This is a genomic window from Rhodanobacter sp. TND4EL1, from assembly GCF_054061035.1.
In genome coordinates this window covers 1-12,857 of sequence record NZ_JBSSDT010000004.1, presented here as the reverse complement: position 1 = coordinate 12,857, position 12,857 = coordinate 1, and the positions used below count along the sequence as shown (strand labels likewise).

The 12,857-nt window shown below is 64.0% G+C and carries 13 protein-coding genes; 8 read left to right on the top strand and 5 right to left on the bottom strand.

Features of this window, described 5'->3' with window-relative positions; translation table 11 throughout:
* Nucleotides 1-110 precede the first annotated feature (110 nt).
* Both ACVWWQ_RS13875 and ACVWWQ_RS13870 read right to left on the bottom strand, forming a co-directional pair.
* On the bottom strand, nt 111-518 hold the full coding sequence (locus ACVWWQ_RS13875; protein WP_133951546.1) for an RcnB family protein: 408 nt from the start codon (nt 516-518) through the stop codon (nt 111-113).
* A 153-nt stretch (nt 519-671) separates the two neighbouring features.
* Nucleotides 672-1,949, bottom strand: a complete 1,278-nt coding sequence (locus ACVWWQ_RS13870; RefSeq protein WP_133951544.1) for a 6-phosphofructokinase — start codon at nt 1,947-1,949, stop codon at nt 672-674.
* A gap of 192 nt (nt 1,950-2,141) precedes the next feature.
* Here ACVWWQ_RS13870 and ACVWWQ_RS13865 point away from each other — a divergent pair, with 192 nt between their 5' ends.
* The 7 genes from ACVWWQ_RS13865 (at nt 2,142) to ACVWWQ_RS13835 (ending at nt 9,650) form a co-directional block, all read left to right on the top strand.
* A complete protein-coding gene (locus ACVWWQ_RS13865; protein ID WP_099654309.1) occupies nt 2,142-2,726 on the top strand; it encodes an adenylate kinase in 585 nt (194 codons plus the stop codon).
* A gap of 44 nt (nt 2,727-2,770) precedes the next feature.
* The gene (gene mpl / locus ACVWWQ_RS13860; RefSeq protein WP_133951542.1) at nt 2,771-4,216 is read left to right on the top strand and encodes a UDP-N-acetylmuramate:L-alanyl-gamma-D-glutamyl-meso-diaminopimelate ligase; all 1,446 of its coding nucleotides are present in this window, start codon (nt 2,771-2,773) and stop codon (nt 4,214-4,216) included.
* Between the two features lie 47 nt (nt 4,217-4,263).
* On the top strand, nt 4,264-4,872 hold the full coding sequence (locus tag ACVWWQ_RS13855) for an LON peptidase substrate-binding domain-containing protein (protein WP_133951540.1): 609 nt from the start codon (nt 4,264-4,266) through the stop codon (nt 4,870-4,872).
* A gap of 56 nt (nt 4,873-4,928) precedes the next feature.
* Entirely contained in the window at nt 4,929-5,747 is an 819-nt protein-coding gene (locus ACVWWQ_RS13850) for an SDR family oxidoreductase (protein WP_099654306.1), read from the top strand.
* 258 nt (nt 5,748-6,005) lie between these two features.
* The gene (locus ACVWWQ_RS13845; protein ID WP_133951538.1) at nt 6,006-7,469 is read left to right on the top strand and encodes a sigma-54-dependent transcriptional regulator; all 1,464 of its coding nucleotides are present in this window, start codon (nt 6,006-6,008) and stop codon (nt 7,467-7,469) included.
* A gap of 509 nt (nt 7,470-7,978) precedes the next feature.
* Nucleotides 7,979-9,217 (top strand): acetylornithine/succinylornithine family transaminase, encoded by a 1,239-nt coding sequence (locus tag ACVWWQ_RS13840; protein WP_133951536.1) that lies wholly within the window; start codon nt 7,979-7,981, stop codon nt 9,215-9,217.
* A 13-nt stretch (nt 9,218-9,230) separates the two neighbouring features.
* Nucleotides 9,231-9,650 carry a lactoylglutathione lyase gene (locus tag ACVWWQ_RS13835; RefSeq protein WP_099654303.1) on the top strand — a complete coding sequence of 140 codons (420 nt, stop codon included), beginning with the start codon at nt 9,231-9,233 and terminating at the stop codon, nt 9,648-9,650.
* A gap of 1 nt (nt 9,651) precedes the next feature.
* Here ACVWWQ_RS13835 and hemL read toward each other — a convergent pair whose 3' ends face one another.
* Both hemL and thiE read right to left on the bottom strand, forming a co-directional pair.
* Entirely contained in the window at nt 9,652-10,935 is a 1,284-nt protein-coding gene (gene hemL / locus ACVWWQ_RS13830) for a glutamate-1-semialdehyde 2,1-aminomutase (RefSeq protein WP_133951534.1), read from the bottom strand.
* Nucleotides 10,932-11,570, bottom strand: coding sequence for a thiamine phosphate synthase (thiE, locus tag ACVWWQ_RS13825; RefSeq protein ID WP_133951532.1), 639 nt, complete (start codon nt 11,568-11,570; stop codon nt 10,932-10,934). Before thiE ends, hemL begins: the two co-directional genes overlap by 4 nt.
* Before the next feature lie 109 nt (nt 11,571-11,679).
* On the opposite strand from thiE, the gene ACVWWQ_RS13820 reads away from it, so the two are divergent.
* Nucleotides 11,680-11,874: a rubredoxin gene (locus tag ACVWWQ_RS13820; RefSeq protein WP_099654300.1), complete on the top strand. Its 195-nt coding sequence runs from the start codon at nt 11,680-11,682 to the stop codon at nt 11,872-11,874.
* Nucleotides 11,875-12,093: 219 nt separating this feature from the next.
* Here ACVWWQ_RS13820 and ACVWWQ_RS13815 read toward each other — a convergent pair whose 3' ends face one another.
* A complete protein-coding gene (locus tag ACVWWQ_RS13815) occupies nt 12,094-12,546 on the bottom strand; it encodes a DUF192 domain-containing protein (protein WP_133951530.1) in 453 nt (150 codons plus the stop codon).
* Nucleotides 12,547-12,857: the final 311 nt, after the last annotated feature.

The following is a 12,857-nucleotide window of genomic DNA, read 5'->3' as shown; positions in this document are numbered from 1 at the left end:
GTATAGGCAGACCATCCGGCGCAAGTTGTTGTGCGGCGCAGCGCCGTCCTGAAAACAAAAAGGGCCACGTGAGAAGACGTGGCCCTTGCTTCGTTCATTCGCGAACGGATCTAGCGCAGCGCGACATCCAGGATGATGCCGGTGGCAATGGCAACCAGCAGGTAATCGTTGTTGGCGCGGACCCAGCGATAGCCACGCGGCGGATGACGCAGGCGATAGTGCCGGTAGTCGCGCACGACATACGTCGGTCCGTAATAACGATGACCGCGCTCCCAGCGATGCGGTCGGCCGTAGTAACGCGGGGCGGCGTGACCGTAGCCATGACTGCGCACATAGCGCCGGTTGTCGTGGCGGCGATCATCGTGGCGGCGGTCACCATGACCACGGTTGTCATGATGGCGATCGTGGCCGCGGTCGTGACCGTGTCCGCCGTGGTCGCCCGGACCGGGCGCAGCCAAGGCGTAACTGCCGGCGGTGAGCAGGGCGAAAGCAATGAGCAGGCGGGCGAAGAATGTCATGTTAGGGTCTCCTTCCCCGGTTCTCGTGCCGCGACAATGCAGCGTCAACCAGGGTGGCAGAGATCGTAGGAAGTTGCGCCTGAACCCCACCCAATTCGGGTGGGACGGTTTCAGGTCGCACTCAGGATGGCCGCTTTCCGGCAAAGCGTCGGTTCAGCGATGAAAGTCGCTCAGCTTGCGCGGCACGGCGGTCTTCTTCAGGGTCACGTAGCGCGGCAGACCGTCCTTGCCGTATGGCAGCGCTGCTTCGCCGCGAATCAGCGGCGCGAGATAGCGCCGTGCGGCAGCCGTGATGCCGAAGCCGTCGCGGGTGATGAAACTCTTCGGCATCTTCTTCTCGCGGTTGGCGATCTTCGTCAGCGGCGCCGCCTCGATCTTCCAGCGATAAGGTGCGTCGGCGGTGCGCACGATCACCGGCATGACCGCATTCATGCCCGCCAGCGCGTATTCCACCGCGGCCTTGCCCACCGCGTAGGCCTGGTCGGCGTCGACTTTCGAAGCGGCATGGCGCGCCGAGCGCTGCAGGTAGTCCGGCAGCGCCCAGTGGTATTTGTAGCCAAGCTTCTCCTTCACCAGTGCGGCCAGCACCGGCGCCACGCCACCGAGCTGCGCGTGACCGAAGGCGTCGCGCGTGCCCGCTTCTGCCAGGAACTGGCCGGCCGCGTTGCGCACGCCTTCGGAGGCGACCACGGTGCACCAGCCGACACGCTCGACCGTGGCCCTGACTTTTGCCAGAAAGGCCGCTTCGTCGAAGGCATTCTCGGGGAATAGGATGATGTGCGGCGGGGCATCGTTGCCCTCGCCGGCCAGGCCGGCGGCGGCCGCGATCCAGCCGGCGTGGCGCCCCATCACTTCAAGAATGAAGACTTTGGTCGAGGTCTCGGCCATCGAGGCCACATCCAGGCTGGCTTCCAGCGTGGAAATGGCGGTGTATTTCGCCACCGAGCCAAAGCCCGGGCAGCAGTCGGTAATCGCCAGATCGTTGTCCACGGTTTTCGGCACGCCGATGCAGCGAATGTCGTAGTTCATGGCCTTGCCCAACTGCGATATTTTCAGCGCGGTATCGGCTGAATCGTTGCCGCCGTTGTAGAGAAACCAGCGAATATCGTGGGCGCGGAACACCTCGATCAGCCGTTCGTACTCGGCGCGGTTTTCATCCAGCGACTTCAACTTGTAGCGGCACGAGCCGAATGCGCCGCCGGGGGTGTGGCGCAGGGCGGCGATGGCTGCGGCGGTTTCCTTCGAGGTGTCGAGCAGGTCCTCGCGCAGCGCGCCAAGAATGCCGTTGTGTGCCGCATAGACCTTCACGCCCTTGCGCCGTGCCGTTTCGATCACGCCGGCCGCGGTGGCATTGATCACGGCGGTGACGCCTCCGGACTGGGCGTACAGGAAATTGCCGGTGGGGCGGGAAGAACGGCGGCCAGGGCTCATGGGTTCCTCGACAGGGCTGGTGGGGCATGTGGGTGATGGGATGCAAACGCTTTGCACAACAGTCACTTGCGACTGTCTTCGGGTGATCGCCGTTTGACGGCACCCGGTGCAGCGGCTAATTTGGCGCACAATATCCGGGATATCGGACGGACTGCGGCAGTGTGCGGCAGTGCGTCGAACTTGTGGAGCATTATGCGACTCGTCCTACTTGGTGCGCCCGGTTCGGGCAAAGGCACGCAGGCAACCCGACTCAAGTCGGCGCTTGGCGTACCGCATATCTCGACCGGCGACATGCTGCGCGCCGCGGTGGCGGCGGGGACCGCGATGGGGCTGAAGGCCAAGGCCGTGATGGATGCCGGTCAGCTGGTGTCCGATGACATCCTGCTTGGCATGCTGGAAGAGCGGCTGGCCCAGGACGACGCCAGGGCGGGTTTCATACTTGACGGCTACCCGCGCAATCTCGCCCAGGCCGATGCGCTCGACCATCTGCTGGCCAAGCTCGGTCAGCCGCTGGACGCGGTGATCAAGCTGGAAGTGCCGAACGAGGCGATCATCGGCCGCTGCGAAATCCGCTTCAAGGCGGAAGGTCGCGCGGACGACAATCCCGATACGGTGCGCAAACGACTGTCGATCTATGCCGAGCAGACTGCGCCGGTCGCCGATTTCTACGCCAGCCGCGGCAAGTTGCAGGTGGTGGATGGCGTCGGCGAGCTGAGCGAAGTCACCGCGCGGGTCGAGCGGGCCCTGCAGAGCGAGCCGGTCGCCGCGAACGGCTGATATTTCCCGCTCCCGATGGGGCGGACTTCACGGAATCGTTCGGCATGCGTCTGCACATCCTCGGTATCTGCGGCACCTTCATGGGCGGCGTCGCAGCCCTTGCGCGCGAGCTCGGCCATACGGTCGAAGGCTCCGATGCCAATGTCTATCCGCCGATGAGCACCCAGCTGGAAGCGCTCGGCATCGCATTGATGAGCGGTTATTCGGCCAGCCATCTTCAGCCGGCGCCGGACAGCGTCGTGGTCGGCAACGCGATGACCCGTGGCAATCCTGCCGTCGAGTACATGCTTGATGCGTCACTGCGCTACATCTCCGGCCCGCAATGGCTGGGCGAGACGGTGCTGGCCGGGCGCGAAGTGCTGGCCGTGGCCGGCACGCATGGCAAGACCACCACCACCAGCCTGCTGGCGCATTTGCTGGAAAGCGCCGGGATGGCGCCGGGATTTCTGATCGGCGGGGTACCGGGAAATTTCGGGGTGTCGGCACGGTTGGGAGGCAAGCAGGTTTGCGCGGGCCCCGAACCCTCATCCAGCGCTGCGCGCCACCTTCCCCCGCAGGGAGAAGGATCTTTGGAACGGTCTTCGACCGCGCCTTTTGTCATTGAAGCGGACGAATACGACACCGCGTTCTTCGACAAGCGCTCGAAATTCGTCCACTACCGGCCGCGCATCGCGATTCTCAACAACCTCGAATACGACCACGCCGACATCTTTCCGGATGTCGCGGCGATCCAGCGCCAGTTTCATCATCTGGTACGCACCGTACCCGGCAATGGCCGGTTGATCGTCAATGCGCACGACGAGCGTCTCGCCGAAGTGCTGGCGATGGGTTGCTGGACCCCGGTGGAAACCTTCGGCATCGGTCGCGGTGACTGGCAGGCCAGTCTGGTCGAGGCGGATGGGTCGGTGTTCGAGGTCTGCCACCGCGGCGAGCGGATTGGCGAAGTGCGCTGGAGTTTGCTTGGCAACCACAGCGTGATGAACGCGCTGGCGGCCCTGGCTGCGGCAACCGCCGCTGGCGCCGAGCCGAAAGCGCTGCTGTCCGCGTTCGCCAGCTTCGAAAGCGTCAAGCGGAGAATGGAACTGGTCGGCGAAGTGAACGGCATGCGCGTGTACGACGACTTCGCCCATCACCCCACCGCCATCGCCACCACCCTGGCCGGCCTGCGTGCCAGCATGCCCGACGGCCGCATCCTGGTGGCGCTGGAGCCCCGTTCCAATTCCATGCGTCAGGGCGCCCATGCCGAGGCACTGGCGCCATCGCTGGTCGATGCTGATGCGGTGGTTTTCCTGCAGCGTCCGGAGTTGCCCTGGGATGCCCACCGGGTGACGGATGCACTGAACGGGCGGGGGACGAGTACGCCGACGGTCGATGCGCTGCTTGCCGCCTTGCACTCGCTGTCGAAGCCGGGTGATCAAGTGGTGTTCATGTCCAACGGCGGCTTCGAGAATGCACCACGGCGGTTCGTGGAGAGCCTGCGGCACAGCTGAGCGATCGGTGCGGTGACCCTGTCGACCGCTGTGGTTACACTCGACGGATGGTTGCCCAGTCCCGATCACCCTTCATCGAGATGCCCCTGTTTCCGCTTTCTTCGGTGCTGTTTCCCGGCGGACAGCTGCAGTTGCGCATCTTCGAGCCACGCTATGTCGATCTGGTGCGCGAGTGCACTCGCTACGGCACCGGATTCGGTGTCTGCTCTATCCTGCAGGGACACGAGACGGGCGCACCCGCGCTGCCGGCGGCGATCGGCACGATGGCCCGCATCCATGATTTTCATACCGACGAAAGTGGTTTGCTCGGCATCCTCGCGATCGGGACCCAGCGCTTCCGCGTGGCGCGCAGCCGCGCAAGATCCGACGGGCTGCTGCGTGGCGAAGTGGAAGTCTGGCAGGACGAGCCGGCCATGCCGGTCCCGGTGGAGTTCGCACTGTTGCAGAGCATTCTGGAGCGGCTTGTCGAAACCATGCGGCCGCACTGGCGCGAAGCCCCACGCAGCGCCTACGACGATGCCAGCTGGCTTGGACTGCGTCTTGCCGAATTGCTGCCGCTGGATCTTGCCGAACAACAGGCGATGCTGGAATTGACCGACCCGTTGCTGCGCCTGGCCGAATTGCGCGACATCCTGCCGCGTTTCCAGAAGGCCTAGGCATTACGCATTAGACTGAACAGCTCCACTATTCCTTTCCCAGGGAGCGGACATTCATGGATACGCTGGCCGGCAAGACCTTGTTCATCAGCGGTGCTTCGCGCGGCATCGGTTTGGCGATCGCGCTGCGTGCGGCGCGTGATGGCGCCAACATCGTGATCGCAGCCAAAAGTGGCGTGCCCAATCCGAAGCTGCCGGGCACCATCCATACCGCCGCCGCAGAAATCGAGGCGGCCGGTGGCAAGGCGCTGGCGTTGCAAGTGGACATCCGTGAAGAAGAACAGGTGGTGGCGGCTGCCGCACGGGCGGCTGACCACTTCGGTGGCATCGATATCGTGGTGAACAATGCCAGTGCGATCTGGCTGGCCGGCACCGCGGAAACACCGATGAAGCGTTTCGACCTGATGCAGCAGGTGAATACCCGTGGCACCTTTCTGGTCACGCGCAGTTGCCTGCCGTATCTCAAGCAGGCGGCCAATCCCCACGTCCTGATGTTGTCGCCGCCGCCCAACCTCGAGCCCAAATGGTTTGCCCCACATACCGCCTACACCATCGCCAAATACGGCATGAGTCTGTGCGTGCTGGGCATGAGCCCCGAGTTTGCGCCGCTGGGTATCGCGGTGAACGCATTGTGGCCGCGCACGGTCATCGCCACGGCCGCGATCGGCATGATCGATGGGGTGAAGGTCGAACACTGCCGCAAGCCGGAGATCGTGGCCGACGCCGCCCACGTGATCCTGACTCGCCCCGCAGGAAGTTACACAGGGCATTTCGCGATCGACGAGGAGGTACTTCGTGACGCGGGCGTCAGTGACTTTTCCGGCTACGCCGTGCAACCCGGCTCCCCATTGCTGCCCGATCTGTTCCTGGATTGATCCGCGGTGCTTCGATCCGGGACGGGTCCGGCGACAGGGCTCAGGCGGGCGCGTGTCGCCTCCGACTTGCCGTTGCTTCGATGAAATGGTTTGCCCCTTAACATCTTGCCCGCTTGTCCGGATGTATGTTATGTGATGTAGATCACACTTTTCTGCGGCCGAAGTTGCTCGCAAGGGGGCCGTGTCGGGTTTCAGGGCCCGACCATCGGGCGTGTCTTCCCGATACGCAGTTGCGACCTTGGGAAGGGGTCAAATGCCATGACAGTGGAGCGGGCATCAAGACGTTGCGTGGTCTGGTTCGGCCAGCCGACGGACATGGAGCGTGCATGTCTGGCAGACGCCGGATGGCGTACGCGGATTAGTGACGCACGACGGCCCGATGGCGTGGGCATGCGGCACGGGGACGTGGTGGTCGCGTTGGCCGATTTGCGTTGCGACACCTCTGACGCACTGCAGGCGATGGGGCAACTGATGGCGGAACATCGCTGGTTGCCATGGCTCGCCTTGATCTCCCGGCAGACCGCCGTCGATACCCGCGAGGTGGAGGAAATCCTGCAAGCGAGCGCGGAGTGCGTCACTTCGCCGGTCGACATGCAGCGCCTGATCGATACCCTCGAAAAACTCGGTGAAGGCCTGACCCCCATCGGCGAAGCAGGGGATCTGCTGCCGGGTATGACCGGAGCGCAGAGCCCGGTGATGCGCGCGACCGTGCTCAGTCTGCGCAAATACGCCAGCGTGGACTTGCCGGTGCTGATCATTGGCGAGACGGGCACGGGCAAGGAAGTGGCGGCGCACGCGTTGCACACCTTGTCGTCGCGTCATGAGCATCCGTTTGTCGCGATCAATTGCGGCGCCTTGCCGATCAATCTCGTGCAATCGGAACTCTTCGGGCACGAGCGCGGTGCATTCACCGGGGCCAATGCCAGGCGCATCGGACATTTCGAGGCCGCCGCGGGTGGTACGGTGTTTCTCGATGAAATAGGCGACCTGCCGCTGGATGCCCAGACCAGCTTGCTGCGTTTTCTGCAGGAGGGGACCCTCGAGAGGGTCGGCTCGAGTCAATCCATCAAGATGAACGTGCGGGTGCTGGCCGCCACCCACGTCGACCTCGAACAAGCCGTCTCGCAAGGCCGCTTTCGCGAGGACCTCTACTACCGACTCAACGTCCTGCGCTTGCGCATGCCGCCGCTGCGTGAGCGCGAAGGTGACGTCGAATTGCTCGCGCAGTGTTTCCTGGATGCATTCCGGCAGCGTCATCGCAGCTGCGCCCACGCATTTGGACAAGGTGCCCGCCAAGCCATGCGTGACTTCGGCTGGCCGGGCAATGTGCGGGAGTTGCTCAATCGGGTACAGCGTGCAGCCGTGGTCGCCGAAGGCAGCCTCATCACCGCAGCCGACCTTGATCTCGTCGGCACGCAGCCGGCCGAGGGGGCGAATTCCAGCCTCGACCTGAGCCGCGTGTCGGCCGAGCGCGCGGCGGTACTGCACAGCCTGCACGAAAGCCGCTACAACATCAGCGAATGCGCAAGGCGGCTCCACGTGTCCAGGGTCACGGTGTACCGCTTGCTGAAGAAGCACGCACTGGAACTGGAAAGCCTGCGCGCCCATCCCCGCGGGGTGTTCGCGGCAAAGTCGGCGCAAGCTCCGACCGAGCCCGACGAGCGTGGCTCGCCGACGAGTCGGAATATCCATGGCAAGCCGGCCAGCGGCGTTGCCCGCTGAAGGAGTGCCCCCCGACCCGCAGGGGACGGGCCGGGGGGTTCCTTTGGTGCCCGGCGACAGGGATAGCCGGGTTACCGCCCTCGTTCGCCGCGTGAGCGGCGTTCCGCATCACGGGGCGCGATGCCACCGTATTGCAGAGAAATGCTGCACTCGCCTGTGCGCTTCTCACTGTCCCGGTAACTCAGAGCAAACTGCGTGCCATGCATGCGGAAGCGTCTGACCATGCGCCATGCGACGACTTGCCTCGCGGCCGCTGGCCTCAGGTCGTGTCATGGCAGATACAGTCTGAAGAGAGGCGAGACTCGTCTGAATGGGCGAACCGCCCGCGGCGCCTGCATCGAGGCAAGTCTGTAACGGCTGAGATACAGTTCGCCGGCGTGTTACATCGCAGTGCTTCGGGTGAACGAGCCAGGCCAACAACCTGGGCGAACCGGCGGCCGGGCTTTACGATGCGCGCCACGGCGCGCCCATCATGGCCGTACGAATGAAGTCACCTTTCCGAGAAAAGCATGCACGAGCAATCTTCCGATCTGATCGAACTGGGCAAACGCTATTGGCTGCCGGTGTACAAGCCGCGCGAACTGGTGCTGGACCACGGCAAGGGCGCACGCGTATGGGATGCGGAAGGTCGCGACTACGTGGACTTCGGTGCCGGCATCGCGGTGAATGCGCTCGGTCATCAGGATCCGGACCTGTTGGCGGCACTGACCGGGCAGGCGAAAAAGCTGTGGCACAGCAGCAACGTCTTTTACACCGAGCCGCCGCTGCGTCTTGCCGCGGAACTGGTGGAGGCATCCGGCTTCGCCGAACGCGTGTTCCTGTGCAATTCGGGCGCGGAGGCGAACGAGGCGGCGATCAAGCTGGTTCGCCAATGGGCGGCCGGAAAGGGTCGTTTGCCGGAACAGCGAAACATTCTCACTTTCTTCGGCTCATTCCACGGCCGCACTCTGGCGACGGTCACCGCCACGGCGCAGCCGAAATACCAGGCCGGCTATGAGCCTTTGCCAGCCGGTTTCATCCATTCGGCCTTCAATGATGTCGAAGCGCTGGAAGCGACGTTCGCCACCCACCCCATCGCCGCAGTGATGCTTGAGCCGGTGCAGGGCGAGGGCGGCGTACTGCCTGCGGCACCGGGTTTCCTGAGGCGTGTTCGCGAGTTGTGTGATGAGCACGACGCCTTGCTGGTGCTGGACGAGATCCAGTGCGGCATGGGCCGTACCGGCGCACTTTTTGCCCACACGGATGATGGCATCACGCCAGACATCGTGACGCTGGCCAAGGCGCTGGGCTGCGGCTTTCCGATTGGCGCGATGCTGGCCGGACCGAAGGTGGCCGAGGTGATGCATTACGGCTCCCACGGCACCACCTTCGGCGGCAATCCGCTGGCGGCCGCGGTGGCCCGCGTCGCGCTGGCCAAACTGGGTTCTGCGGCGGTACTGGCCAATGTGGAGCGGCAGGCGAACAACCTGCGCGCCGGGCTGTTGCGCATCGATCACGAATTGAATCTGTTCGATGAGGTGCGTGGACGCGGCCTGATGATCGGTGCGGTGCTGGCTGCGCACCATCGGGGCAAGGCCGGCGTCATTCTCGATCACGCAGCCGCCCACGGTCTGTTGCTGCTGCAGGCTGGCCCCGACGTGCTGCGTTTTGTTCCGCCACTGACGATCACTGACGAGGAGCTGGCCGATGGCCTTGCCCGTCTGCACGCGGCATTGAGCGATTTCGCGGCAAGCTCAGACAATCCATAACCCGGAGTTGGTGATGAAATATCTGCACACCATGGTGCGCGTGCGCGATCTGGAGGCCTCCTTGCGTTTCTATTGCGAAGGTCTCGGTTTGCGCGAAGTGCGGCGCACGGAAGTTCCCGAAGGCAAGTTCACCCTGGTATTCCTGAGTGCCGCGGAGAGTCCCGAGGCCGAGATCGAGCTCACCTTCAACTGGGGTTCGCAGGAGGATTACGGGACCGCCCGCAACTTTGGCCATCTCGCATTTCGTGTTGACGATATCTATGCGACCTGCCAGCGGTTGCAGGACATGGGCTGCATCATCCATCGTCCGCCGCGCGACGGCCACATGGCCTTCGTGCGCTCACCCGATCTGATCTCGGTCGAGCTGTTGCAGGAAGGCCACTTGCCGCCGCGCGAGCCGTGGGCGTCGATGCCCAATACCGGCGAGTGGTGATTCAGCCCTTCGCCTCGCGCAATGCGCCGCGTGCGGCCTCGAGGGTGTCGGCGATGTCCTGGTCGCTGTGTGCGCTGGACATGAAGCCGGCCTCGAACGCGGACGGGGCAAGATAGACACCACGCTTCAGCATGCCGTGGAAGAAGCGGTTGAACAGTGCCGTATCCGCCGCCGTCGCCTGAGCAAAGGTGCTGACCTTCTCCGCGGTGAAGAACAGCCCGTACATGCCGCCCACGCGATTGGTGCTGAACGGTACGCCTTCGCCGTCGGCAACCGACTGCAGCCCGTCCGTCAGCAGGCGGGTGCTCGCGGACAGTTGCTCGTGGAAGCCGGGTGCCTGGATCAATTCCAGCATGGCCAGGCCCGCTGCCATCGCCACCGGATTCCCGCTCAGCGTGCCCGCCTGGTAAATCGGGCCGGCCGGGGCAATCTGCTCCATCAACTCGCGCCGACCGCCATAGGCTCCCACCGGCATGCCGCCGCCGATGATCTTGCCGAAGGTAGTCAGGTCCGGGGTCACGTTGTAGTGCGCCTGCGCGCCGCCCAGCGCGACGCGGAAGCCGGTCATCACTTCGTCGAAGATCAGCAGTGCGCCGGACTGCGTGCACAGCTCGCGCAAGCCCTGCAGATAGCCGTCCACCGGCAATATGCAGTTCATGTTGCCGGCGACCGGTTCGATGATCAGTCCAGCGATGTCGTGGCCGTGTTGGGCGAAAAGGACCTTGGCGGCATCGAGATCGTTGTAGGGCAAAGTCAGGGTCAGGTCGGCGTTTGCCTTGGGCACGCCCGGCGAGGTGGGCACGCCGAAAGTGAGGGCCCCGGAGCCGGCCTTGACCAGGAAGCTGTCGCCGTGACCGTGGTAGCAGCCCTCGAACTTCACGATCTTGCTGCGGCCGGTGGCGCCGCGGGCGAGGCGGATCGCCGACATCGTGGCCTCCGTGCCCGAGTTCACCATGCGCACCATGTCGATGGAGGGAATCAGACGCGTGATGGTCTCGGCCATGACCACTTCGGCCTGGCACGGGGTGCCGAACGAAAGGCCGTGCTTCACGGCGCGCTCCACCGCTTCGCGCACGAACGGGTGATTGTGTCCGACGATCATCGGCCCCCAGGAGCCGACATAGTCGATATAGCGATGGCCCTCGACGTCCCACAGGTACGCGCCGTCCGCGCGCTCCGTGAAGAACGGTTCGCCGCCCACGGATTTGAACGCACGCACCGGTGAGTTCACGCCGCCGGGCATCAGGGGCAGGGCGCGCTGGAAGAGTTCGTGGTTGGTCGTCATGCAGGTTCTCGATCGGAGGAGTACAGGTCGGTGAAACGTTGGGCCGCTGCTCGAACATCGGTGGTGGCGAAGACTGCCGCCACCACGGCCAGACAGTCGGCGCCTGCTTCAACCAGTGACCGTCCATTGTCCGGCGTGATGCCCCCGATCGCCACTCGCGCGATTCCCAGCGCGGCGCTTTGCCTCAGCAGCTCCAGCGGGGCAAGGGAAGCCAGGGGTTTGGTCGACGACGGGAAAAACGCACCAAATGAGACGTAGCTTGCGCCGGCGCGAGTAGCGGCCTCGGCGCGGGCCAGCGAGTCATAACAGGACACGCCGATGATCGCCTGCTCGCCCATCACGCGTCTTGCGGCAGCCGGATCTTCATCACCGCCCAGGTGCACGCCCCCGGCGCCGACCTCGACCGCCAGCGCCATATCGTGATCGATGATCAGTGGCACGTCGTGGGCGCGGCACAGTTGTGCCAGCGCCAGGGCTTCAAGGTGTCGCCGCGGGGTATCGCGGCTGAGGTCGCGGTACTGCAGCATCCGCGTGCCACCCTCGAGTGCCAGTGCCGCGACCTCGAGCAAGTCGGCTCGCGGCCCGTCGGTGACGGCGTAAAGTCCGCGGAATAGGGGTGTTCTGAACGTAGTCAAAGCATCATCTCCTGGGGGCGAGAACGGGAGCCTTCACAACTCGTGCTTTCGCATTGATGGGCGAGTTGAGAGAATGTTCCATTCCCTTGCGATCCGAAGAAAACCGACCATGAGCCAGAGTTCCAGCGAAACCGCCGTGCGCAAATGGATGTGCGTGGTATGTGGCTATATCTATGACGAAGCCCTCGGCGTTCCCGACGAAGGCATTCCTGCCGGCACCCGCTGGGAAGACGTGCCTGATACCTGGACGTGTCCGGACTGCGGCACCACCAAGGATGACTTCGAGATGATCGAGCTCGACTGAACGCCCATCCCTGTCACCAAATGGCCCGATCCTGTCAGCATGCGGACCGGGCCGGCTGCTTTGATGTTCCTGCGCCCGATCAGTGGCGCGCCACACGGGAACGCCTCTCATGCAGCAGTTCATTCCTTTCGAAGATGACTGGGACGCGCTGGAAAACCTGCGTCCTGAAGACCTGATTCCTTTCCGCGTCGATCTGCTTGATCCGATCGAGCCAAGTGCTCAGCGCACTTCGCCGAGATCCGCATCAATCTTCAACACGTCTCCAGCCTTGAACCCCATGCGCCGAGCCGTGCCCGCCGGCAGCTCCAGAACATAGATGGCTGGCGCGGCACTGGGATAGACCGGGCACGGATCAGCGGTGCAGGGCGGCACGTCCTGCTGGACCGAAACCAGTTTCCTGTCCTCGTTGAAGTAGAGGATATCCAGCGGAATGAGCGTGTTCTTCATCCAGAACCCCTGCGGCCCGATCACCGGGAACGCAAACAGCATTCCGTGGTCCGCCGCCAGCGTGGTGCGCATCATCAGCCCGCGCTGGCGGCTTTCGTCATTGGTAGCCAGCTCGACCGAGAAGCGATGCCCGCCCAGTTCGACCGCGGCCGCCGCTGAGTTTGTCCTTGCGCTGCAGGAGCCGGCGGCCAGCAGCAACGGGATCAATGTCAGCCATCGTTTCATAGCATCCTCATCAGATACGGAAGACAGGCTTATGAGTGTAGTGCCGCCTCGGAAGCCCCTGTACGGAAAAAGTCGCGAAAAAATGGCTCGCCCCCCTTCCAAGATGCGCTGCCCGGCGCTATGATTCACGCCCCTTCGACGAGGCGTCCTCTTGCGAAGGCTCCTGCTTCAAAACCACCCCGAAAAAAGCTTCAACAAGGGTGTTGACGAACAGGAAAAGCGATGTAGAATGGGCGGCTCACCTAGGACGAAACGTCTTGGGGCGCAAACCGGAAACGGGATGCAAGCGAACGATCTTTGACAGTGTGCGC

Coding starts and splice junctions, on each gene's coding strand:
- ACVWWQ_RS13865 (WP_099654309.1), top strand. CDS start 2,142: ATGCGACTCGTCCTACTTGGTGCGCCCGGTTCGGGCAAAGGCACGCAG.
- ACVWWQ_RS13840 (WP_133951536.1), top strand. CDS start 7,979: ATGCACGAGCAATCTTCCGATCTGATCGAACTGGGCAAACGCTATTGG.
- ACVWWQ_RS13875 (WP_133951546.1), bottom strand. CDS start 518: ATGACATTCTTCGCCCGCCTGCTCATTGCTTTCGCCCTGCTCACCGCC.
- mpl (WP_133951542.1), top strand. CDS start 2,771: ATGCGTCTGCACATCCTCGGTATCTGCGGCACCTTCATGGGCGGCGTC.
- ACVWWQ_RS13835 (WP_099654303.1), top strand. CDS start 9,231: ATGAAATATCTGCACACCATGGTGCGCGTGCGCGATCTGGAGGCCTCC.
- ACVWWQ_RS13815 (WP_133951530.1), bottom strand. CDS start 12,546: ATGAAACGATGGCTGACATTGATCCCGTTGCTGCTGGCCGCCGGCTCC.
- ACVWWQ_RS13855 (WP_133951540.1), top strand. CDS start 4,264: ATGGTTGCCCAGTCCCGATCACCCTTCATCGAGATGCCCCTGTTTCCG.
- ACVWWQ_RS13850 (WP_099654306.1), top strand. CDS start 4,929: ATGGATACGCTGGCCGGCAAGACCTTGTTCATCAGCGGTGCTTCGCGC.
- ACVWWQ_RS13870 (WP_133951544.1), bottom strand. CDS start 1,949: ATGAGCCCTGGCCGCCGTTCTTCCCGCCCCACCGGCAATTTCCTGTAC.
- hemL (WP_133951534.1), bottom strand. CDS start 10,935: ATGACGACCAACCACGAACTCTTCCAGCGCGCCCTGCCCCTGATGCCC.
- ACVWWQ_RS13820 (WP_099654300.1), top strand. CDS start 11,680: ATGAGCCAGAGTTCCAGCGAAACCGCCGTGCGCAAATGGATGTGCGTG.
- ACVWWQ_RS13845 (WP_133951538.1), top strand. CDS start 6,006: ATGACAGTGGAGCGGGCATCAAGACGTTGCGTGGTCTGGTTCGGCCAG.